This window comes from Microbacterium pasadenense, from assembly GCF_047246565.1.
Taxonomy (GTDB): Bacteria; Actinomycetota; Actinomycetes; order Actinomycetales; family Microbacteriaceae; genus Microbacterium.
In genome coordinates, this window is sequence record NZ_JBFOKN010000002.1 from 414,216 (window position 1) to 434,077 (window position 19,862).

Below are 19,862 nucleotides of genomic sequence, written 5' to 3' on the forward strand. Positions count from 1 at the left end.
ACCCCGCCCGGAGCAGGCCGCGCCCGCACCGGCGGACGGACGTCGGGGGAGGCGTCCTGTGGAGGAGGCCCCGGGCGGGACGGGCTCGATAGGGTGACGTCATGTCGATCGGCCGTCCGCGTGCGTCGTCGCGCGCCTCGATCTCTGAGGCGGCGTGCGAGCTGTTCCTGGAGCGCGGCTACGATGCGACGTCGGTGACCGACATCGCGACGCGAGCAGGGGTGAGCCGGTCCAGCTTCTTCAACTACTTCGACTCGAAGGCCGCGATCCTCTGGTCGGGACTCGACGAGCGGATCGCCCGGTTCGAGGACGACGCGGATGCCGGTGCTCTCCGCGCCTCGCTCGAGCAGATCGGTCGTGACTTCCAGCCGGACGTGCTGGCGCTCGCGCTGACCCACGCCGATGCGATGGGTCTGCGTCAGGAGCTCGACGGCGCGTCGGGAGCGCGCCAGGCTCGCATCGGCCGGGCGGTCAGCCGACGGCTGGCGCGCGATGGTGTCGCACCGGTGGCCGCGGACGTCGCCGGCGCCGCACACGGGGGCGCGGTGCTGGCCGCGATCCGGGCCTGGGCGCGCGACGGCGCGGGCCGCTCCCACCTCGACGCGCATCTGCGCGCGGCGCTCGACATCGCGGGCGTCACGCTCGCGTAAACTTGCCGCATCATGGCAACTTTCGGCACGCTCTCCGATCGGCTCACCGACACCTTCCGGTCCCTTCGCACGAAGGGCAAGCTCTCCGCTGCGGACATCGACGGCACCGTCCGCGAGATCCGTCGCGCCCTGCTCGACGCGGACGTCGCGCTGCAGGTCGTCAAGGAGTTCACCGGCAAGGTGCGCGATCGTGCGCTCGGCGACGAGGTGAACCGCGCCCTGAACCCGGCGCAGCAGGTCGTGCAGATCGTCAACGAGGAGCTCGTCGGCATCCTCGGCGGCCAGCAGCGCCGACTGCAGTTCGCCAAGCAGCCCCCGACCGTCATCATGCTCGCGGGCCTCCAGGGTTCGGGGAAGACGACCTTCGCGGGCAAGCTCGCGAAGCAGCTCGAGAAGGACGGGCACACGCCGCTCCTGGTCGCGTGCGACCTCCAGCGTCCCAACGCCGTGAACCAGCTGCAGGTCGTCGCCGAGCGGGCCGGGGCGGCGATCTACGCCCCCGAGCCGGGCAACGGGATCGGCGATCCCGTGAAGGTCGCCAAGGACGGCGTCGATCACGCGCGTCGCCAGCAGCACGATGTCGTCATCATCGACACCGCCGGACGTCTCGGCGTCGACGCCGAGCTGATGAAGCAGGCGTCGGCGATCCGCCGCGCGACCGACCCCGACGAAGTGCTCTTCGTCCTCGACGCGATGATCGGTCAGGATGCCGTCGCCACCGCGAAGGCGTTCCAGGACGGTGTCGACTTCACCGGTGTCGTGCTCTCCAAGCTCGACGGCGATGCCCGCGGCGGCGCGGCGCTGTCGGTCGCGTCGCTCACCGGCCGACCGATCATCTACGCCTCCACCGGGGAGGGCTTGGACGACCTCGAAGCCTTCCACCCCGACCGCATGGCGAGCCGGATCCTGGACCTCGGCGACATCCTCACCCTCATCGAGCAGGCCCAGCAGGCCTTCGACGAGGAAGAGGCGAAGAAGGTCGCCGAGAAGTTCGCGACGGACCAGTTCACCCTCGAGGACTTCCTCGAGCAGCTGCAGCAGGTCCGCAAGATGGGCTCGATGAAGAAGATGCTCGGCATGCTGCCGGGCATGGGTCAGATGAAGCAGCAGCTCGAGGATTTCGACGAGCGCGAGATCGACCGCACCGAGGCCATCATCCGCTCGATGACACCCGTCGAGCGACGGAACCCGAAGGTGCTGAACGGCTCTCGGCGGCTGCGCATCGCCCGCGGCTCAGGGATGACCGTCACCGACGTGAACCAGCTCGTGCAGCGCTTCGACCAGGCGGCCAAGATGATGAAGACGGTGGCGCGCGGCGGTGTGCCCAGCATGCCGGGCATGGGACCCGTGGGCGGCAAGCCGGGGGCATCGAGCAAGCGCGGGAAGAAGCAGAAGTCGAGCGGCGGATCGCGGTCGGGGAACCCCGCCAAGCGTGCCGCCGAGAACGCGGGCCTCACGGCCGCGGCCGCAGCGGCACCCGCGGGCTCCGGATTCGGGCTCGGCGGCGCGCCGGAGCCGAGCGAGGCCGACCTCGCCGAGATCCAGAAGCTCTTCGGCAAGGGCTGAGCGCGCCCGCCGCTCCGTGCTCTCCGGGCGGGCCGCGGCGTCCGTCGACGCGCCCCTCGGGCTCAGCCGACGGAGAGGTGCTCGCGCAGCGTCGGTCCGCCGCGGAACTCGCGGATGAGGTGCTGGACGACCTCGCGCAGGTCGCCGTCGGCGGCGTCCGCGACGCGGATCTGCCGCTCGTAGCTCGCGCCCTGATCGAGGATCGAGACGACCCCGGCGAACTCCTTCGCGCAGTGGAGCTCCTGGGCGATCGGCTCGAGCTCCGCCACGACCTCGCGGAGGTGCTCCGAGACGAGTCGCTCGGTCCCGGCCCGGTCGACGATGACCCTCGCATCCAGTCCGTACCGGGCGGCCCGCCACTTGTTCTCTCGCACGAACCAGGGCTGGATGGTCGGGAGCTCGCAACCCTCGTCGATCATCCGGGAGAAGTGCTCCGCCAGCACCTGCACGAGCGCGGCCACGGCGGCGAGCTCGGGAAGGGTCGACATCCCGTCGCAGGCCCGGATCTCGATGGTGCCCCAGCGGGGCGCCGGCCGGATGTCCCAGCGGACCTCGGTGGCATCCTCCATCACACCCGTGCGCACCATGTCCTCGAGGTAGCCCTCGTACTCCGACCAGGTCTCCAGCGGCCACGGCAGCCCCGCGGTGGGCAGCTGCTGGAACACGAGAGCGCGGTTGGACGCATAGCCGGTGCGGTCGCCGGCCCAGAACGGGCTGGACGCCGAGAGTGCCTGCAGGTGGGGCAGGTACGCGGCCAGCGCGTTGATCATCGGGAAGACCTTCGACACGTCCTCGACGCCGACGTGCACGTGGATGCCCCAGATGAGCATGTTGCGACCCCACCACTGCGTGCGCTCGACGAGCTTGTGGTAGCGCGTCTTGTCCGTCACCTGCTGGTCGTACCAGCGCGCGAACGGGTGGCTGCCGGCGCAGAGGAGCTCGATGTCGCCGGGGTCCGTGACGGTCCGGATCGCCCTGATCGCGTCTGCGATGTCGTCGACGGCGGCGGCGACGGTGTCGCCGACCCCGCTGGTCACCTCGATCGTGTTCGTCAGCAGCTCACCGGTGACGGTGTGGCGCTCGTGCTGTGCCGCGTCCTCGACGACCTCGAGGATCTCGGGTGCCCGCGGGACGAGGTCACCGGTCTTGCGATCGGCGAGCATGATCTCCCACTCGATTCCGACGGAGGAACGAGCGGAGGGGGCGAAGGTCACCGTCATGCGCCCAGTGTGTCACGCCGTTTCGCCGGTTCGCGGCAACCCGATCGATCTGGCAGAATAGACGGTTGGACCGCCTTGCTCGACCCTCTATCCGGCGATGCGGTCCACCGCAGAGCTCCCGCCGGGTGTGCACCCCACGCTCCAGGCGACGTTCATCACCTTTCGCAACACCATTCAGGAGAATTGTGGCTGTCAAGATTCGTCTCAAGCGCCTCGGCAAGATCCGCGCACCCTACTACCGCATCGTCGTCGCCGACTCGCGCACCAAGCGCGACGGTCGCGTCATCGAGGAGATCGGCAAGTATCACCCCACCGAGGAGCCCTCGTTCATCGAGGTCGACTCCGAGCGGGCGCAGTACTGGCTGTCCGTCGGTGCGCAGCCGACCGAGCAGGTCGCCGCGATCCTCAAGCTCACGGGCGACTGGGGCACCTTCAAGGGCGACAAGAACGCCGTCTCGACGGTGAAGACCGCCGAGCCGAAGGCCGAGTACGTCGCCGACTCCTCGAAGAAGTCGGTCGTCAAGCCCAAGGCCGAGAAGAAGGCCGACGCCCCCGCCGAGGCCGAGACCCCGGCCGAGTCGACCGACTCCGAGTAATCCGTTGCTGGCCGCCGCGCTCGAACACATCGTCAAGGGAATCGTCGATCACCCTGACGACGTGACCATTCGTTCCAGCACCTCGCCGCGAGGCGACGTGCTGGAAGTACGCGTGCACCCCGATGACCGGGGTCGCGTGATCGGGCGCGGCGGACGCACGGCCAAGGCACTGCGGACGCTCGTCACGGCTCTCGCCGATGGCAAGCGCGTCCGTGTCGATGTGGCGGACGACTGACATGTCCGCCGGCAAGCCCGCCCGGACGCAGCTGCGTGTCGGGCGTCTGGTCAAAGCGCACGGCCTCAAGGGCGCGCTGAAACTCGAGCTCTACACCGACGACCCGGATGGGCGCTTCGTCCCCGGCGCGGTGTTCACGCTGCAGGTGCCCGAGTCGTCGCCGTGGCACGGCAGGACGGTCACCGTCCGCGAGTTCAAGTGGATGAACTCGCATCCGGTCCTGTTCCTGGAGGGCATCGACGACCGCGAGGGCGCCGAGTCGATCGTCCGCGCCATCCTGTGGGTCGATCAGGATGCCGCAGAACCGGCATCCGAGGACGACGCCTGGTACGACCATCAGCTCGTCGGTCTCGACGTGGTGCGCGACGGAGAGGTCGTCGGACGCGTCGCCCGGGTCGACCACCTGCCCGCGCAGGACCTCCTCAGCGTTCGCCTGACCGGCGACGACGACCGCGAGATCCTCGTCCCGTTCGTCAAGGCGATCGTGCCCGAGGTCGACATGGCCGGAGGGCGACTCATCGTGACGCCGCCCGCGGGGCTGTTCGAAGAGCTGCCCGCGGACGAGGCCGACACGGTCGCCCCGGTCGACGAGGCGGCATCCGCGTCCGACGAGGACGCCGCCGGAGCCTGACGTGCGCATCGACGTCGTCACGATCTTCCCGTCGTTCTTCGACGTCCTCGAGGTGTCGCTGCTCGGCAAGGCGCGCGGCGCAGGCCTCCTCGACATCCGGGTCCACGACCTGCGCGACCATACGCACGACCGCCACCGGACCGTCGACGACACGCCCTACGGCGGCGGCGCCGGCATGGTCATGAAGCCCGAGCCCTGGGGCGACGCCCTCGACGGCATCGTGGCGGAGACGCCGGATCCCGTCGCTGGCCCCGTCATCGTGTTCCCGTCTCCGGCGGGGGAGCTGTTCACCCAGGCCACGGCCCGGGAACTCAGCACCGAGCCCCACGTCGTCTTCGGCTGCGGTCGTTACGAGGGCATCGACGAGCGGGTCTTCGCGTACGCCGCGACCCTCGGACGGGTGCGGCTGGTGAGCCTCGGAGACTACGTGCTCAACGGCGGCGAGGTCGCCTCGATGGCCATGATCGAAGCCATCGGGCGGCTCGTGCCGGGCGTGGTCGGCAACCCGGAGAGCCTCGTCGAGGAATCCCACGAGGACGGACTCCTGGAGTACCCGTCCTACACGAAGCCCTCGTCGTGGCGGGGCTACGAGGTGCCCGACGTCCTGCTCAGCGGTCACCACGGCCGGGTCGCGCAGTGGCGCCGCGAGCAGCAGGTCGAGCGCACCCGCACGCGGCGTCCCGACCTGCTCGCGGACTGAGCGCCCGCGACCGGCTCAGTCGACCCCGAGGAACGACCGGTCGGTGAGGACGATCGGACCGTCCTCGGTGATGGCGATCGTGTGCTCGGAGTGCGCCCCGCGCGAGCCGTCGACGCTGCGCAGCGTCCAGCCGTCGGGGTCGGTGACGAGCTCGTCGGTGGTGCCCAGCAGCCACGGCTCGAGCGCGACGACGAGCCCGGCCCGGAGCGGATAGCCGCGCCCCGGCTTGCCGTCGTTGGGGATGTGCGGGTCGCCGTGCATGATCCGGCCCACGCCGTGCCCGCCGAAGTCCGTGTTGATCGAGTAGCCGCCCCCGCGGGAGACCTCGGCGATCGCGTGCGAGATGTCCCCGATGCGATTGCCGACGACGGCTGCCTCGATGGCGTCGTGCAGCGCCCGTTCGGTCGTCTCGATGAGGGCGAGGTCCTCGTCGCGGGCGGTCCCGACGACGAAGGAGACGGCGGAGTCGGCGACCCAGCCGTCCACCGAGACGGCGAAGTCGAGCGAGACCAGATCGCCGTCGCGCAGGGCGTAGTCGTGCGGCAGTCCGTGGAGGACGGCGTCGTTCACCGACGTGCAGATCACCTTGCCGAAGGGGCTCGCCCCGAACGACGGGTGGTAGTCGATGTAGCACGACTCCGCGCCGGCGCGCCGGATCAGCTCATGCGCGCGTCGGTCGATCGCCAGCAGGTTCGTGCCCACCCGCGTCTCCTCGCGCAGCGTTGCGAGGGTCTCGGCGACGAAACGTCCGGCAGGACGCATCGCCTCGATTTCGGCGGGGGTGCGGAGCTCGATCATGGTGATCCTTTCGTCAGCATCCATTCTGACTGACCCGCGTAGCATCGGAGCATGTGGGTGCGTCGCGCGTTCTTCCATTGGCTGCTGCCGTCCGCCGTGGTCCTGCCGCTCTGGCTGCTGATCGGATGGTTCCTCTCGGATGCCGGCGGGTGGGCGTTCATCTGGCTCCTCCTCATCGCGATGCCCGCGGTGCTCGTCGGCCAGCTCGTCCTCACCTTCCTGGTCCGGGCGCGCGGGACGGTGCGGCAGGCGCGCGCCGTCTCCTGGCCGGACGTCGCCGGGTTCGCGCTGTGGCACCTGCTGACGGTCGCCGTCGGTCTCTACATCGAGGTCTGGTTCTGGCCCCTGCTGGCGGCCGCGATCGCCGTCTTCGGGGGCCTCGTGTGGCTGTCGCTGCGCCAGCTCCTGAGCGAATCGGGGCCGTCCGCCGTGCTTCGGCGGTATACGGCTGCGGCGGACCGGGGGCCGGAGCCGGACGCGCCGGTCGTCGTCATCGAGGAGCGGCGCGAGCCCGGGGTCTGAGTTGCCGGCCCGCGTTTTGCCGCGGGTCGTATCCATGGCAGAATGAGTCCTTGTGCCCTGAACGGTCTCTGCCTCAGGGGAGCAGGACGCCGGGTTCGGCGTCTCGGGCACCACATCCTTTTCCCTCTTGACTCTCGCGATCGACCTGTGGCGGTCGCAGGAAGTGACGATCATGCAGATCCTCGACTCCGTCGACGCGGCCTCGCTCCGCTCCGACATCCCCGCCTTCAGCCCCGGTGACACCGTCAAGGTGCACGTGAACATCACCGAGGGCAGCCGCTCGCGTATCCAGGTGTTCCAGGGCATCGTCCTCGGTCGCTCGGGCGACGGCATCCGCGAGACCTTCACGGTCCGCAAGATCAGCTTCCAGGTGGGCGTGGAGCGCACCTTCCCGGTGCACAGCCCGGTCATCGACCACATCGAGGTCGTCACCCGCGGCGACGTGCGTCGCGCGAAGCTGTACTACCTCCGCAACCTCCGCGGCAAGAAGGCCAAGATCAAGGAGAAGCGCGACCGCTGAGCGCCTCCCCGATGAGCGGATGCCCCGAGACCTCGGTCTCGGGGCATCCGTCGTCTCGGGTGTCCCGGCACGGTCACCGGCGTGCATGTGGGACCCTGGACTGTGGCCGACGATCTCCGGACGGCCGGTGAAGGACAGCATGACCACGGACTCCTCGTCGACCTCGCCCGACAGCGCGACGACTGCGCGCACGCGACGCGGTCCCTGGCCCTTCATCCGCGACATCCTGGTGATCCTGGTCGTCGCGGTGCTCGTCTCGTTCCTCGTCAAGACCTTCCTGGTGCGGTCGTTCTACATTCCGTCGGGCTCGATGGAGAACACGCTGCAGATCGACGACCGCATCCTCGTGGACGAGCTGACCCCGCGCTTCGGCGGGTACGACCGCGGCGACGTCGTCGTCTTCCGGGATCCGGGCGGCTGGCTTCCGATCACCGTGCAGCCGCCGCAGCCTCCGCTGGCGGCCGCCTTCGACTGGGCAGGCTCGCTGGTCGGGCTGTCCGCCTCGGACAGCAAGGACCACCTCATCAAGCGGCTCATCGGCCTGCCCGGTGACCACGTCGTGTGCTGCAACGCGCTCGGCCAGGTGACCGTCAACGACGTGCCCGTGGACGAGACCCCGTACCTGAAGCTCAGCGGCTCGCAGAGCGCGCCCCGGGAGATGGACTACGACGTCACCGTGCCCGAGGACTCCGTCTGGGTCCTCGGCGACAATCGGGACAGCTCGCAGGACTCCCGCTACCACCAGGACCAGCCCGGCGGCGGGTTCGTCCCCCTCGACAATGTCGTGGGCAGGGCGTTCCTCAAGACGTGGCCGATCGAGCGGCTCGGCACCATCGACGGCCACCACGACGTGTTCAGCGGCGTCCCGGAGGCGGAGGGTCGATGACGGTCGCCGCGCCTCGCCTCACCGTCGAGCGGCGGCTGCTGCGCGAGCACGCCCTCGTCATCGCGTGCGATGAGGTCGGTCGCGGCGCGCTGGCGGGCCCGGTGGCCGTGGGCGCCGCCGTGGCGGATGCCGCGCTCAGCAGACGCCGCGTGCCGGACGGCCTCCGCGACTCCAAGCTCATCGTCGAGAAGAACCGCGGCCCGATGGCGGAACGCGTGCGCGCCTGGGTGCCGGCCTCGGCGATCGGCTGGGCGAGCGCCGCGGAGGTCGACGAGGTCGGGATCATCCGCGCCCTGGGCCTGGCCGCCGTGCGCGCCATCGACGAGCTGCAGCTCCAGGGCGTCCCGATCGACGACGCGATCGTCATCCTCGATGGGAACCACGACTACATCACCCCGATCGCCCGTATCGGACACGGCGTGCAGCCGATCATCAAAGCGGACCGGGACTGCGCATCGGCATCGGCGGCATCCGTCATCGCGAAGGTGGCGCGGGACGAGTACATGGTGGCGCTCCACGACGAGCGGCCCATGTACCAGTGGGTCGCCAACAAGGGGTACGCGAGCGCGGAGCACCGGGCCGCGATCACGGCGCACGGCCTGAGCGCCCACCACCGGTCGTCGTGGTCGATCGGGGCGGCGCCGACCCTCTTCTGAGTGACGCCTAGGATGGAGTCACCATGGATGACGAAGTGTTCGAGGACTACGACCGCGAACTCGAGCTCGCGCTGTACAAGGAGTATCGGGACGTCGTCGGTCAGTTCCAGTACGTGATCGAGACCGAGCGCCGCTTCTACCTCGCCAACGAGGTGAACGTCGTCCGCCGGGACACGGAGCACGACTTCTATTTCGAGATCTCGATGACCGACGTCTGGGTGTGGGACATCTACCGCGCCGACCGGTTCGTGAAGTCCGTGCGCGTCCTGACGTTCAAGGATGTCAACGTCGAGGAGCTGCAGCGCCGCGACTTCCACATCCCGGACGAGCTCTCCCTCGACGGCTGATCCTTCTCCCCACCACCGTCCGCGCGCGAGCCGTCCACAGGTCGGCCGACGGGCGGTATCCCGGGCGGCACGGCCGTCCACCCTGGTGGCATGGCGGCGAAGGACGATCTCGGACGGGCGGGGGAGCAGCGGGCGGCGCAGCACCTCGCCGCTGCGGGCTACGAGCTGCTCGACCGCAACTGGCGGTGCGCACAGGGTGAGCTGGACATCGTCGCCGCCTCCCGCGGCGACCTGGTCGTCGTCGAGGTGAAGACGCGCCGGACCGAGTGGTTCGGGCATCCGTTCGAGGCGGTCTCCGCGCGCAAGCGCGATCGGCTGTGGCGGCTGGGGTGCGCCTGGATCGTGGCCCACCCCGGTGCAGCGGCGCGCCGCCGCCTGCGACTCGACGTGATCGGGATCACCGGGCCTGATCCGGCCACGGCCGTGCTGGAGCACCTCGAGGATCTGCGATGAACGTCGGCCGGACGTGGTCGGTGGTGCTCACCGGTCTGGTCGGCGACATGGTCGAGGTCGAGGCGGATCTCTCCAATCAGGTTCCCGGCTTCTCGATCATCGGACTGGCGGACAAAGCGGTCGGCGAGGCGCAGCAGCGCGTGCACAACGCGTGCGCGAACAGCGACCTCCCGCTGCCGCGACGCCACGTCACCGTGAACCTGTCGCCGGCGAGCCTGCCCAAGCACGGGTCCGGACTCGACGTCGCGATGGCCATCGCCGCCGTTGCCACCGAGCAGCCACTGGATCCGGACTCCCTCGCCGAGACCGTGCACCTCGGCGAACTGGGGCTGGACGGCCGGCTCCGACCGATCCCCGGCATCCTGCCCGCCGTGGTGGCCGCCGCCCGAGCCGGTTTCCGCCGGGTCATCGTGCCGCACGCCAGTGCGGACGAGGCCTCGCTCGTGGACGGGATCGAGGTGCACGGCGCGATCAGCCTCCGCGATGTCGCGCGCAGCCATGGCCTCGACGTGCCCGAGGTGGTCCTCGAGCCCGTCCGGGCACCCGCCGCCGGCGCCGGGACCGCCGCCGAGTCCTTGGAGATGGCGGACGTGATCGGCCAGCGCGATGCCGTCGAAGCGATGCTCATCGCCGCCGCGGGTGGCCACCACGTCCTCATGAGCGGGCCTCCCGGAGCGGGCAAGACGATGCTCGCCCGTCGGCTGCCCGGCATCCTGCCCGATCTCGACGACGCGGCGGCGCTGCAGGTCGCATCCATCCGCTCGCTGTCGGGCCTCCCCGTCGACACGCTGGATCGTGTGCCGCCGTTCGAAGCGCCGCACCATACGGCGAGTGCCACCGCGCTCATCGGCGGAGGCAGCCGCGTGGTGCGCCCCGGCGCGATCGCCCGGGCGAGCGGGGGTGTCCTCTTCCTCGACGAGGCCGGGGAGTTCGGGCGCCATACGCTGGATGCGCTGCGACAGCCGCTGGAATGCGGGAACGTCGCGATCGACCGCGCGGGCTTCCGGGCCACCTTCCCCACCCGGTTCCAGCTCGTCCTGGCGACGAACCCGTGCCCCTGCGGCAACGCGGGTGTCCGCGGTGCGGAATGCGTGTGTCCGTCGATCGCGGTCCGCCGATACCGGTCCAAGATCTCGGGTCCGCTGCTCGACCGCATCGACATCGAGCTGGCCATGCAGCGGGTGTCGACCGTGACCGCCGGGGAGGGGGAGCGGATGACGTCCGCATCGGCTCGTGACCGGGTGAGAGAGGCGCGTGAGCGCGCGCACCGTCGGCTCGCCGGCACCGCGTGGCACACCAATGCGCAGGTGGACGGGGAGTGGCTCCGCTCGGGTCCGCTCCGGGCCGAGCCCGTCATCACGCGTGCCCTGGACGCGGCGCTGCACCGGGGGAGCATCAGCATCCGCGGCTACAACCGCATCCTGCGGGTCGCTTGGACCCTCGCCGACCTCGCCGGACGGGACCGCCTTGCCATGGCGGACATCGGGCGAGCGCTGTACCTGAAGCAGGGAGCGGCGCATGGCCTCGGCTGAGAACCTGGTGCGACAGCGGCTCACCGGCCTCGTTCCGAGCGAGCTCCTGGACGATCCCGAGCAGGCGGCGAGCCGGCATGCGGCTGCGGTCTGGTCGTGCCTGACCGAGCCGGGTGACGGCGTCGCCGGGACCCTGGTGGCGGCGCTGGGCCCCCGAACGGCGTTGAGCGTCGCACTCGAGGACGGGACGGATTCGGTGCAGGACCCGAACGTCGTCGCCGCGCGCCGGCGGTGGCTTCCGCGACTCGGGACGGTCGACGATGCCTTCCGGGGTGCGCAGCGGGCCGGAGTCCGACTCCTCACGGCGGAGGACGACGAGTGGCCGAACGCGCTCGACGACCTCGGCCCGCACGCGCCGCGATGCCTGTGGGTGCGTGGCGACCTCGGGACACTGAGTTCCCGGACCCCGGCGGTGGCGCTCGTCGGCGCCCGTGCCGCCACCGGGTACGGCGAGCACGTGGCGATGGAGATGGCGGCCGAGCTGGCGGGGAGCGGGATCACCGTCGTGTCCGGCGGCGCCTACGGCATCGACGGGATGGCGCATCGGGCCGCGATCGCGGCGGGGGGTCGTACCCTCGCCTTCCTCGCGGGCGGCGTCGACCGCGCGTACCCCGCCGGGCACGCCGACCTGCTGGCGAGGATCGCGGCAGGTCCCGGCGCCGTCGCGGCAGAGGTGCCGTGCGGCACGACGCCCACCAAATGGCGGTTCCTGCAGCGGAACCGCCTCATCGCGGCCGCCGCGGGGGCGACCGTCGTGGTGGAGGCGGGGTGGCGCAGCGGATCGCTCAACACGGCGGGGCACGCCGCCGCACTCGGGCGCGCCCTCGGGGCGGTCCCGGGCCCCGTGACCAGCGCCGCGTCCGCCGGATGCCACCGCCTGCTGCGCGAGTACGACGCGCGGTGCGTCACCGGCGCCGATGACGTCCGGGAACTCCTCGGCCTCACCGGCGCCGCGGTCTCCGGCGACGATTCCTTCACCGGGGATCGCACGCGGGTGCTGGACGCGCTCAGCGTCCGCGTCGGCCGGAGCGCCGAGGAGATCGCTCGCCGCTCCGGGTTCGCCCCCGACGACGCACAGGCGCTGCTCGGCATGCTGGAACTCGACGGTTCGGCGCACCGCACGGCAGACGGCTGGCGCCGCCGACCGGCATGACAGCTTCACCCGGACACCGGCCGTGCCTGCGGGCCGGGCGGCCTCGCGCAGGGCATCCTGGAACACATGCGCCTCACCGCGGCCGTCGACGCCTACGCCGAGCATCTGGCGCGCGTACGCAGACTGTCGCCCGCCACCGTCCGGGCGTACCGCTCGGACCTGCGGGACCTCTCGGCAGCGGTCGGCGACCCGGACCTCGGCGAGCTCGACATCGAGATCCTGCGCGACTGGCTCTGGGCGGCGACGCAGCACGGTGCCGCCCGCACGACGCTCGCGCGGCGGACGGCGACCGTCCGCGGGTTCTTCGCGTGGGCGCACGACGCCGGGCACATCGCCGTCGACCCGAGCCTGCGCCTGGTGACGCCCAAGCGCGGCCGGACGCTTCCCGCGGTGGCTTCCGCGCCGGTCCTCGCCGACGTCCTGAACGCCGCCCGCGAGGCCGCTGCCGCCGACGGCGACGCGATCGCCCTGCGGGACGCGGCCGCCCTCGAACTCCTCTACGGGGCGGCGCTCCGCGTGTCCGAGCTCTGCGGTCTCGACGTCGACTCGGTCGATCCCGAGAACGCGACCGTGCGGGTCGTCGGCAAGGGCTCCAAGGAGCGCGTGGTCCCGTACGGCCGGCCGGCTGCCCAGGCGCTCGACGCCTACCTCGTGCGCGGTCGTCCCGCACTCGTGCGGGACGACTCGGGCCGGGCCCTCCTGCTCGGTGCGCGCGGCGCCCGGCTGAACACACGGTCGGTCTACGAGATGGTCCGGCGGATGCTCGGTCCCGCGCTGGGAACGGATGCCGTGGGACCGCACTCGCTGCGCCACTCGGCGGCCACGCACCTTCTCGACGGGGGTGCCGACCTGCGTGCCGTCCAGGAGATGCTCGGGCACGCCAGTCTGGGAACCACGCAGATCTACACGCACGTGTCGACGGAGCGACTCGCCGCGAGCTACCGCCTCGCCCATCCGCGCGCATGACCGGGCCGGCCTCAGCAGCACGGCAGCAGGATCGCGCGGGGGATCTCGCGGACGAGCGATAGCGGATTCACGTACTCGCCGTCGTGCCGTACGCCCACATGCAGGATGCCGGCGGGCGCATGGCCGCCGGTGCCGAGGAGAGCGATCGGGTCGCCCGCGACCACCACGTCGCCCTTCGCCGCCGTCGGCTCGACCGGTTCGACGGTGGTGACCCAGCCACCGCCGTGGTCGATCGTGACGACGCCGCGGTCGACGACCCGTCCCGAGAACGCGATGACGCCGCCGGCGGATGCCGTCACCACCGCATCCGCCGACGCCGGCGCCAGGTCCACGCCGCGGTGTCCCGGTCCGTAGCGGTGCGCGGGCGCTCGGAACGGCGCGACCACGGTGGCGTCCGCCACCGGCAGCTCCCATCCCGGCGGCGGAGCGGCCGCGACCGGTCCGGCACCGCCGAACAGGCCGACGGCCAGGGCGGTGGCGGCCGCTGCGGCGATCAGGGGGGCGGCGAAGCGGTGCACTCGTCCACCTTCGCGAGGGCTCCGGGCCGCCCGGCATCCGTCCGCGGATCTGCGGAGGAGTGGCACTGCACGGGCGCGGGGGAGAAGGCGCGGTTCTTGCTACACTGGACCCGCACCTCGCACGTCGGGGTGACTACGCGTGCCCAGAGCGGATCGGATCACCGATTCCGCGGCATCCCACCCCAGGTCTCCTCCGGGAGCGGGTGTGTGCCGGGCACCAGGCTCGCCGCGACCACCGGTCCGGCGCGAACAACCCAAAGAACAGGAGAACGGCCATGGCCGTCGTCACCATTCGCCAGCTGCTCGACAGCGGCGTCCACTTCGGACACCAGACCCGTCGGTGGAACCCGAAAGTCAAGCGCTTCATCCTGACCGAGCGCAGCGGCATCCACATCATCGACCTGCAGCAGTCGCTGGGCTACATCGACAAGGCGTACGAGTACGTCCGGGAGACCGTCGCCCACGGCGGCACGATCCTCTTCGTCGGCACCAAGAAGCAGGCTCAGGAGATCATCGCCGAGCAGGCGACCCGCGTCGGTCAGCCCTTCGTCAACCAGCGCTGGCTCGGTGGCCTCCTCACCAACTTCCAGACGGTCTCGAAGCGTCTCGCCCGCATGAAGGAGCTCGAGGAGCTCGACTTCGACAACCCCTCCGAGAGCGCCTTCACCAAGAAGGAGCTGCTGCTCAAGAAGCGCGAGCTCGACAAGCTGCACAAGTCGCTCGGCGGTATCCGCAACCTGCAGAAGACGCCCTCCGCGATCTGGGTCGTCGACGCCAAGCGCGAGCACCTCGCCATCGACGAGGCCAAGAAGCTCGGCATCCCCGTCATCGGCATCCTCGACACGAACGCCGACCCGGACGAGTTCCAGTACCCGATCCCCGGCAACGACGACGCGATCCGCTCGGTCAGCCTGCTGACCCGCATCATCGCGGACGCCGCCGCCGAGGGCCTCATCCAGCGCCACCAGCCCACCGACGACTCGGCCGACGCCGAGCCCCTCGCCGACTGGGAGCGTGAGCTGCTCGAGTCGGCTCCCGACTCCGCTCCGGCGGCCGACGAGGCCCCCGCGGCCGACGAGGCTCCCGCCGAGGCTGAGGCTCCCGCGGCCGACGAGGCTCCCGCCGAGACCGAGGCCCCCGCGGCCGAGTCCGAGGCTCCGGCCGAGGAGAAGTCCGCAGAGTAATCTCCCGTCGGCCGTCCCGGCACGACCGGGACGGCCGACGTCCGGCACAACGACCCCATAACACTGAGGAGCCGCCACCCATGGCAAACTTCACCATCGCCGACATCAAGGCGCTGCGCGAGCAGCTCGGCACGGGAATGGTCGACACCAAGAAGGCGCTCGAGGAGGCCGACGGCGACCTCGAGAAGGCCGTCGAGATCCTGCGCCTGAAGGGTGCGAAGGGCAACGCGAAGCGCGCCGACCGCTCCACGAGCGAGGGCCTCATCGCCGCGCTCGAGGCCGACGGCAAGGTCACGCTCATCGAACTCGCCTGCGAGACCGACTTCGTGGCCAAGAACGACCGCTTCATCGCCCTCGCCGACAAGGTCCTCGCCGCGGCCGCCGCCGCCGGTGCCGACTCGGCCGACGCAGCCCTCGCCGCCGAGGTCGACGGCCAGACCGTCGACAAGGTCATCTCGGACGAGGCCGCGATCATCGGCGAGAAGGTCGAACTGCGTCGCGTCCGCACGCTCACCGGCGACGCCTTCCAGGTCTACCTGCACAAGACGAGCAAGGACCTGCCCCCGCAGGTCGGCGTCGTCGTCGCCTACACGGGTGACGACGCCGAGACGGCTCGCTCGATCGCCCAGCACATCTCCTTCGCCAACCCGACGTACCTGTCGCGCGACGAGGTCCCCGAGGCCGACGTCGAGAAGGAGCGCGAGATCGTCACCGAGATCTCCCGCAACGAGGGCAAGCCCGAGGCTGCCCTGCCGAAGATCGTCGAGGGCCGTGTCAACGCGTTCTTCAAGCAGGTCGCACTTCTCGACCAGGACTACGCGAAGGACAACAAGCTGTCCGTCGCCAAGGTCGCAGCCGACGCCGGCATCACCGTGACGGGCTTCGCCCGCTTCAAGGTCGGCGCGTAAGGCAGTGACGAAAGGGGTTCGCATCATCCGATGCGAACCCCTTTTCCATGCCGTTCGCTAGTCTTCACCCAACGAGAGGATCCCGCGTGATCGACGAGAACACCGGACGCCGTCGCGTCCTCCTGAAGCTGTCCGGCGAGGCATTCGGTGCCGGTCAGCTCGGCGTCAACCCCGACGTGGTCGGCGCCATCGCCCGCGAGATCGCCGCGGCGGTGGACCGGGTGGAGATCTCCATCGTGGTCGGCGGCGGCAACTTCTTCCGCGGCGCCGAGCTCAGCCAGCGCGGCATGGACCGCGGCCGCGCCGACTACATGGGCATGCTGGGGACCGTGATGAACGCCCTCGCGCTGCAGGACTTCCTCGAGCAGGCGGGAGCCGCCACGCGGGTCCAGTCCGCCATCTCGATGACGCAGGTCGCCGAGCCGTACATCCCGCGCCGGGCCGAGCGTCACATGGAGAAGGGCCGGGTGGTCATCTTCGGCGCCGGCGCAGGCCTGCCCTACTTCTCGACCGACACCGTCGCCGCCCAGCGCGCCCTCGAGATCGGGGCGTCCGAGGTCCTCGTCGCCAAGAACGGCGTCGACGGCGTGTATACGGCGGATCCGAAGAAGGATGCCACCGCCCAGCGGATCGACGCGATCACGTACCGCGACGCTCTGCAGCGCGGCCTCAAGGTGGTCGACTCCACAGCCTTCAGCCTCTGCATGGACAACGGCATGGACATGCGCGTGTTCGGCATGGAGCCCGCCGGCAACGTGACCCGCGCTCTGCTCGGCGAATCGATCGGCACGCTCGTCACCGTCTGAGGAGTTCCCGCAGCCCCGACTAGACTTGACCGGACGTACCGACGAATGGAGTGACCGTGATCGCCGAGACCCTGGCCGACACGAAGACCCGCATGGACCGAGCCGTTGAGGCGGCGAAGGAGGACTTCGCCACCGTCCGCACCGGACGCGCGAACCCGCAGCTGTTCCAGAAGGTCCTGGTCGACTACTACGGCACGCCGACGCCGCTCGCGCAGCTGGCGTCGCTGAACGCCCCCGAAGCGCGCACGCTGGTCATCACGCCCTATGACAAGTCGGCGCTGAAGGCGGTCGAGCAGGCGATCCGCGACATGCCCAACCTCGGGGCCAACCCGACCAACGACGGCAACCTCGTCCGCGTGACGATGCCCGAGCTCACGGCGGACCGCCGCAAGGAGTACGTCAAACTCGTCCGGTCGAAGGGCGAGGATGCGAAGGTGCATGTCCGCGGCATTCGTCGCAAGGCGAAGGACGAGCTCGACGCGCTCAAGGGCGAGGTCAGCGACGATGACCTCGCTCGCGCCGAGAAGGAGCTCGACGCCCTCACGAAGGCGCACGTCGAGCTCATCGACGATGCCCTGAAGCGCAAAGAGACCGAGCTCCTCGAGGTCTGAGCGCCCGACTGATGAGCGAACAGACCCACTCGTGAGCGGACATCCGCGGCCATGAGCGACGACGTCCCGGGGACACCGGTGCCGCGTCCGACCGAGGGTCGGGCGCCCCACCGGGAACCCGTCGAGCCGAGTGACGGTTCGGTGTTCCAGTCGCACGTCCGTGCCGCGCGCTCGGAGTTCGAGAGCCAGATCGAGCGTGCACGCGCCGAGTTCGAAGAGGCGAACGAGCGCATCAACGCGCGCACCGGACGCAACCTCCTCATGGCGATCCTGATCGGTCTGGCGATCGGCGTGATCGTCCTCGGGTCGCTGCTGTTCGTCAAGTGGGCGTTCATCGCGTTCGCCGTCCCGCTGTGCCTCCTCGGGATCTTCGAGTTCACGCGGGCCCTGCAGGCGAGCGGCCGACGCATCGACCTGACGTCGCAGCTGATCGCCGGCATCATGATCCTCGGAGCCGCCTTCGCGGGGTACCTCACCCACTGGCTGGTGACCTTCGCCGCTGTCATCTTCGTCGTGGTCTGGCGTCTCGTCGCGCAGATGGCGGCGGGCGACGGTCGCGGCTACGCAGAGGTCACGACGGACGTCCTGGCGAGCGGGCTCCTGCCGATCTACGTCGCCTTCCTCGGCAGCTTCACCCTCGTGCTGCTGCGCCAGGACCACGGGGAGCTGTGGCTCCTCGCCGTGCTGATCGTCGCCGTGGCCGTCGACACCGGCGCCTACGCGAGCGGTGTGGCGTTCGGACGACACAAGATGGCGCCCCGCATCAGCCCGAACAAGACCTGGGAGGGGTTCGCGGGCGCCGTGCTGTGCGGCCTCATCGCCGGCGGCGTCCTGGCCGTGCTGATGCTGCAGATCCCGCTGTGGACCGGCCTGGTCCTCGGTGCCGCGGTGGTCGTCGCCGCGACGATCGGCGACCTGGGGGAGTCCCTCATCAAGCGCGACCTGGGGATCAAGGACATGAGCTCGTTCCTGCCCGGTCACGGCGGTGTGCTGGACCGTCTCGATTCCATCCTCCCGTCCATGGTCCCAGGCATCGCCCTGTTCTTCCTCTTCTCCCCGATGAGCGCACTCGCATGACCGATCTCCGTTCCTCGTCCGCCTTCCCGACGGTCATGGGCCGTCGCAAGGGTTACGACCCCGAAGCCGTCGACGCCTTCCTCGAGTCGGCACGGGCGGCCTTCGAATCGGAGACCCCTGCCGTCACCTCCGCGGACGTGCGCAGCGTCGGCTTCCCGCTCGTGCGCGACGGGTACGAGGTCGCCGCCGTCGACGCGGCGCTCGGCCGGATCGAAGACGCCTTCGCGCAGCGTGAGAGGACCGAGGCTCTCTCCAAGCGCGGTGCGCGTGCCTGGGTCGGCGCCTCGCGGAAACTCGCACAGGAGGTCCTGAACCGCCTCTCCCGGCCGAAGCGGAAGAAGTTCGCCCGCGTGCCGCTGCTGCGCTTCGGCTACCGCATCGACGAGGTGGATCTCGTGGCAGGACGGATCGCGCGGTATCTCGAGACCGGCGAGGGGCTGTCGGTCGAGCAGGTGCGCACCGTCGCCTTCCGCATGCAGCTGGGCGGCTACGACGAGGTGCAGGTCGATGCGGTGCTGGATGCCGTCGTCGACGTGATGCTCTCCGTCGGGTGACGCCTTCTGGCAGCCCGCCGCGGCCCCGACTATCATCAGGAGCACTGTGACTTCCGGCACCGAGATCTCGCGCACCGTCGGAGACCTGTCGACGGTCTCCCGCCGCCCGGCCCCCGCGCCGCGCTGGTCGCGTCGCCGTGGCGTGCTGAGCGTCTTCGCCGCCCTCGCGACCGCCGCATTCGTCGCGGCGTACATCGTCCCGCTGACCGCCGTTCCGGTGGAGGCGCAGGCCGCCGAGATCGACCCGCTCTCGCTCTACGCGTCGGCGATCGAGGACGCGCAGCTCTACAACGCCGGCGATACCGCCGTCATCGCCCTGGAGCGCAGCAGCGAGTACAGCGTCTACGTCAAGCCGACCCCCACCCCCACTCCCACGCCGACGGCGGACCCGATCGCCGCCGGCAGCAGCGCCGGCGGGTCCGGCTCGTCGGGTGCGTCGGCGTGGTCACCGCCGTTCGTCGCTCCGGATCCCGGCAGCGCGCAGGCTATCGCCTTCGACATGGTGGCCGCCCGCGGCTGGGGCGAGAGCGAGTTCGCCTGCCTCGTCGCGCTGTGGAAGAAGGAATCCGGGTGGCGCGTCAACGCCTACAACGCGTCGAGCGGGGCCTACGGCATCCCGCAGGCGCTGCCGGGACGCAAGATGGCGTCGGCGGGCTCCGACTGGGAGACGAACCCGGCCACGCAGATCGCGTGGGGCCTCGGCTACATCAAGGGCCGCTACGGCACGCCGTGCGGTGCGTGGGCGAAGTCGCAGCGCTCCGGGTGGTACTGAC

General features: G+C 70.6%; 25 protein-coding genes. 22 read left to right on the forward strand and 3 right to left on the reverse strand.

The window, feature by feature from the left end:
• Positions 1 to 101: 101 nt before the first annotated feature.
• Both AB3M83_RS08105 and ffh read left to right on the forward strand, forming a co-directional pair.
• The gene (locus AB3M83_RS08105; RefSeq protein WP_412946831.1) at positions 102 to 650 is read left to right on the forward strand and encodes a TetR/AcrR family transcriptional regulator; all 549 of its coding nucleotides are present in this window, start codon (positions 102 to 104) and stop codon (positions 648 to 650) included.
• A gap of 12 nt (positions 651 to 662) precedes the next feature.
• The gene (gene ffh, locus AB3M83_RS08110) at positions 663 to 2,216 is read left to right on the forward strand and encodes a signal recognition particle protein (protein WP_412946833.1); all 1,554 of its coding nucleotides are present in this window, start codon (positions 663 to 665) and stop codon (positions 2,214 to 2,216) included.
• A gap of 62 nt (positions 2,217 to 2,278) precedes the next feature.
• Here the strand turns inward: ffh and AB3M83_RS08115 are convergent, their stop codons facing one another.
• Complete coding sequence (locus AB3M83_RS08115) at positions 2,279 to 3,436, reverse strand: glutamate--cysteine ligase (RefSeq protein ID WP_412946835.1); 1,158 nt, start codon at positions 3,434 to 3,436, stop codon at positions 2,279 to 2,281.
• A gap of 185 nt (positions 3,437 to 3,621) precedes the next feature.
• Between AB3M83_RS08115 and rpsP the strand changes: the two genes are divergently transcribed.
• From rpsP to trmD, 4 genes are read left to right on the forward strand one after another with little or no spacing between them, the layout of a single operon-like run.
• Positions 3,622 to 4,032, forward strand: coding sequence for a 30S ribosomal protein S16 (gene rpsP, locus AB3M83_RS08120; protein ID WP_412946838.1), 411 nt, complete (start codon positions 3,622 to 3,624; stop codon positions 4,030 to 4,032).
• A gap of 4 nt (positions 4,033 to 4,036) precedes the next feature.
• Positions 4,037 to 4,267, forward strand: a complete 231-nt coding sequence (locus AB3M83_RS08125; RefSeq protein WP_412946839.1) for an RNA-binding protein — start codon at positions 4,037 to 4,039, stop codon at positions 4,265 to 4,267.
• Positions 4,230 to 4,898, forward strand: coding sequence for a ribosome maturation factor RimM (gene rimM / locus AB3M83_RS08130; RefSeq protein WP_412946842.1), 669 nt, complete (start codon positions 4,230 to 4,232; stop codon positions 4,896 to 4,898). Before AB3M83_RS08125 ends, rimM begins: the two co-directional genes overlap by 38 nt.
• A gap of 1 nt (position 4,899) precedes the next feature.
• Positions 4,900 to 5,598: a tRNA (guanosine(37)-N1)-methyltransferase TrmD gene (gene trmD / locus AB3M83_RS08135; RefSeq protein ID WP_412946843.1), complete on the forward strand. Its 699-nt coding sequence runs from the start codon at positions 4,900 to 4,902 to the stop codon at positions 5,596 to 5,598.
• Between the two features lie 15 nt (positions 5,599 to 5,613).
• Here trmD and map read toward each other — a convergent pair whose 3' ends face one another.
• Entirely contained in the window at positions 5,614 to 6,396 is a 783-nt protein-coding gene (gene map, locus AB3M83_RS08140; RefSeq protein ID WP_412946846.1) for a type I methionyl aminopeptidase, read from the reverse strand.
• A 51-nt stretch (positions 6,397 to 6,447) separates the two neighbouring features.
• On the opposite strand from map, the gene AB3M83_RS08145 reads away from it, so the two are divergent.
• The 9 genes from AB3M83_RS08145 to AB3M83_RS08185 all read left to right on the forward strand — a co-directional run bounded on the left by AB3M83_RS08145 (position 6,448) and on the right by AB3M83_RS08185 (position 13,431).
• The gene (locus AB3M83_RS08145) at positions 6,448 to 6,918 is read left to right on the forward strand and encodes an MFS transporter permease (RefSeq protein WP_412946849.1); all 471 of its coding nucleotides are present in this window, start codon (positions 6,448 to 6,450) and stop codon (positions 6,916 to 6,918) included.
• Positions 6,919 to 7,090: 172 nt separating this feature from the next.
• Positions 7,091 to 7,438 (forward strand): 50S ribosomal protein L19, encoded by a 348-nt coding sequence (gene rplS, locus AB3M83_RS08150; RefSeq protein WP_412947850.1) that lies wholly within the window; start codon positions 7,091 to 7,093, stop codon positions 7,436 to 7,438.
• Positions 7,439 to 7,577: 139 nt separating this feature from the next.
• Entirely contained in the window at positions 7,578 to 8,324 is a 747-nt protein-coding gene (gene lepB / locus AB3M83_RS08155; protein WP_412946852.1) for a signal peptidase I, read from the forward strand.
• Positions 8,321 to 8,980, forward strand: coding sequence for a ribonuclease HII (gene rnhB / locus AB3M83_RS08160; RefSeq protein ID WP_412946854.1), 660 nt, complete (start codon positions 8,321 to 8,323; stop codon positions 8,978 to 8,980). Before lepB ends, rnhB begins: the two co-directional genes overlap by 4 nt.
• Before the next feature lie 23 nt (positions 8,981 to 9,003).
• The gene (locus AB3M83_RS08165) at positions 9,004 to 9,327 is read left to right on the forward strand and encodes a DUF2469 family protein (protein WP_412946857.1); all 324 of its coding nucleotides are present in this window, start codon (positions 9,004 to 9,006) and stop codon (positions 9,325 to 9,327) included.
• Between the two features lie 90 nt (positions 9,328 to 9,417).
• Positions 9,418 to 9,780: a YraN family protein gene (locus AB3M83_RS08170; protein WP_412946860.1), complete on the forward strand. Its 363-nt coding sequence runs from the start codon at positions 9,418 to 9,420 to the stop codon at positions 9,778 to 9,780.
• A complete protein-coding gene (locus AB3M83_RS08175) occupies positions 9,777 to 11,312 on the forward strand; it encodes a YifB family Mg chelatase-like AAA ATPase (RefSeq protein ID WP_412946862.1) in 1,536 nt (511 codons plus the stop codon). The genes AB3M83_RS08170 and AB3M83_RS08175 overlap by 4 nt, the downstream gene beginning before the upstream one ends.
• Positions 11,299 to 12,465, forward strand: coding sequence for a DNA-processing protein DprA (gene dprA, locus AB3M83_RS08180; protein ID WP_412946864.1), 1,167 nt, complete (start codon positions 11,299 to 11,301; stop codon positions 12,463 to 12,465). Before AB3M83_RS08175 ends, dprA begins: the two co-directional genes overlap by 14 nt.
• A gap of 66 nt (positions 12,466 to 12,531) precedes the next feature.
• The gene (locus tag AB3M83_RS08185; protein WP_412946867.1) at positions 12,532 to 13,431 is read left to right on the forward strand and encodes a tyrosine-type recombinase/integrase; all 900 of its coding nucleotides are present in this window, start codon (positions 12,532 to 12,534) and stop codon (positions 13,429 to 13,431) included.
• An 11-nt stretch (positions 13,432 to 13,442) separates the two neighbouring features.
• Here the strand turns inward: AB3M83_RS08185 and AB3M83_RS08190 are convergent, their stop codons facing one another.
• Positions 13,443 to 13,949: a murein hydrolase activator EnvC family protein gene (locus AB3M83_RS08190; protein ID WP_412946870.1), complete on the reverse strand. Its 507-nt coding sequence runs from the start codon at positions 13,947 to 13,949 to the stop codon at positions 13,443 to 13,445.
• 275 nt (positions 13,950 to 14,224) lie between these two features.
• Here AB3M83_RS08190 and rpsB point away from each other — a divergent pair, with 275 nt between their 5' ends.
• The 7 genes from rpsB to AB3M83_RS08225 all read left to right on the forward strand — a co-directional run bounded on the left by rpsB (position 14,225) and on the right by AB3M83_RS08225 (position 19,861).
• Complete coding sequence (gene rpsB, locus AB3M83_RS08195) at positions 14,225 to 15,133, forward strand: 30S ribosomal protein S2 (RefSeq protein ID WP_412946873.1); 909 nt, start codon at positions 14,225 to 14,227, stop codon at positions 15,131 to 15,133.
• Positions 15,134 to 15,213: 80 nt separating this feature from the next.
• A complete protein-coding gene (gene tsf / locus AB3M83_RS08200) occupies positions 15,214 to 16,041 on the forward strand; it encodes a translation elongation factor Ts (protein WP_412946875.1) in 828 nt (275 codons plus the stop codon).
• 86 nt (positions 16,042 to 16,127) lie between these two features.
• Positions 16,128 to 16,847, forward strand: a complete 720-nt coding sequence (gene pyrH / locus AB3M83_RS08205) for a UMP kinase (protein ID WP_412946878.1) — start codon at positions 16,128 to 16,130, stop codon at positions 16,845 to 16,847.
• 56 nt (positions 16,848 to 16,903) lie between these two features.
• Positions 16,904 to 17,458, forward strand: a complete 555-nt coding sequence (gene frr, locus AB3M83_RS08210) for a ribosome recycling factor (RefSeq protein ID WP_412947851.1) — start codon at positions 16,904 to 16,906, stop codon at positions 17,456 to 17,458.
• A 51-nt stretch (positions 17,459 to 17,509) separates the two neighbouring features.
• On the forward strand, positions 17,510 to 18,535 hold the full coding sequence (locus AB3M83_RS08215; RefSeq protein WP_412946881.1) for a phosphatidate cytidylyltransferase: 1,026 nt from the start codon (positions 17,510 to 17,512) through the stop codon (positions 18,533 to 18,535).
• Positions 18,532 to 19,089, forward strand: a complete 558-nt coding sequence (locus AB3M83_RS08220) for a DivIVA domain-containing protein (RefSeq protein ID WP_412946884.1) — start codon at positions 18,532 to 18,534, stop codon at positions 19,087 to 19,089. Before AB3M83_RS08215 ends, AB3M83_RS08220 begins: the two co-directional genes overlap by 4 nt.
• Before the next feature lie 46 nt (positions 19,090 to 19,135).
• Complete coding sequence (locus AB3M83_RS08225; protein WP_412946886.1) at positions 19,136 to 19,861, forward strand: aggregation-promoting factor C-terminal-like domain-containing protein; 726 nt, start codon at positions 19,136 to 19,138, stop codon at positions 19,859 to 19,861.
• Position 19,862: the final 1 nt, after the last annotated feature.

Bases quoted from the DNA above. Each gene is read 5' to 3' on its own strand.
- AB3M83_RS08105 (WP_412946831.1), top strand. From the start codon at position 102: ATGTCGATCGGCCGTCCGCGTGCGTCGTCGCGCGCCTCGATCTCTGAG.
- ffh (WP_412946833.1), top strand. From the start codon at position 663: ATGGCAACTTTCGGCACGCTCTCCGATCGGCTCACCGACACCTTCCGG.
- AB3M83_RS08115 (WP_412946835.1), bottom strand. From the start codon at position 3,436: ATGACGGTGACCTTCGCCCCCTCCGCTCGTTCCTCCGTCGGAATCGAG.
- rimM (WP_412946842.1), top strand. From the start codon at position 4,230: ATGGCAAGCGCGTCCGTGTCGATGTGGCGGACGACTGACATGTCCGCC.
- map (WP_412946846.1), bottom strand. From the start codon at position 6,396: ATGATCGAGCTCCGCACCCCCGCCGAAATCGAGGCGATGCGTCCTGCC.
- AB3M83_RS08145 (WP_412946849.1), top strand. From the start codon at position 6,448: ATGTGGGTGCGTCGCGCGTTCTTCCATTGGCTGCTGCCGTCCGCCGTG.
- rplS (WP_412947850.1), top strand. From the start codon at position 7,091: ATGCAGATCCTCGACTCCGTCGACGCGGCCTCGCTCCGCTCCGACATC.
- lepB (WP_412946852.1), top strand. From the start codon at position 7,578: ATGACCACGGACTCCTCGTCGACCTCGCCCGACAGCGCGACGACTGCG.
- rnhB (WP_412946854.1), top strand. From the start codon at position 8,321: ATGACGGTCGCCGCGCCTCGCCTCACCGTCGAGCGGCGGCTGCTGCGC.
- AB3M83_RS08165 (WP_412946857.1), top strand. From the start codon at position 9,004: ATGGATGACGAAGTGTTCGAGGACTACGACCGCGAACTCGAGCTCGCG.
- AB3M83_RS08170 (WP_412946860.1), top strand. From the start codon at position 9,418: ATGGCGGCGAAGGACGATCTCGGACGGGCGGGGGAGCAGCGGGCGGCG.
- AB3M83_RS08175 (WP_412946862.1), top strand. From the start codon at position 9,777: ATGAACGTCGGCCGGACGTGGTCGGTGGTGCTCACCGGTCTGGTCGGC.
- dprA (WP_412946864.1), top strand. From the start codon at position 11,299: ATGGCCTCGGCTGAGAACCTGGTGCGACAGCGGCTCACCGGCCTCGTT.
- AB3M83_RS08185 (WP_412946867.1), top strand. From the start codon at position 12,532: ATGCGCCTCACCGCGGCCGTCGACGCCTACGCCGAGCATCTGGCGCGC.
- rpsB (WP_412946873.1), top strand. From the start codon at position 14,225: ATGGCCGTCGTCACCATTCGCCAGCTGCTCGACAGCGGCGTCCACTTC.
- tsf (WP_412946875.1), top strand. From the start codon at position 15,214: ATGGCAAACTTCACCATCGCCGACATCAAGGCGCTGCGCGAGCAGCTC.
- AB3M83_RS08215 (WP_412946881.1), top strand. From the start codon at position 17,510: ATGAGCGACGACGTCCCGGGGACACCGGTGCCGCGTCCGACCGAGGGT.
- AB3M83_RS08220 (WP_412946884.1), top strand. From the start codon at position 18,532: ATGACCGATCTCCGTTCCTCGTCCGCCTTCCCGACGGTCATGGGCCGT.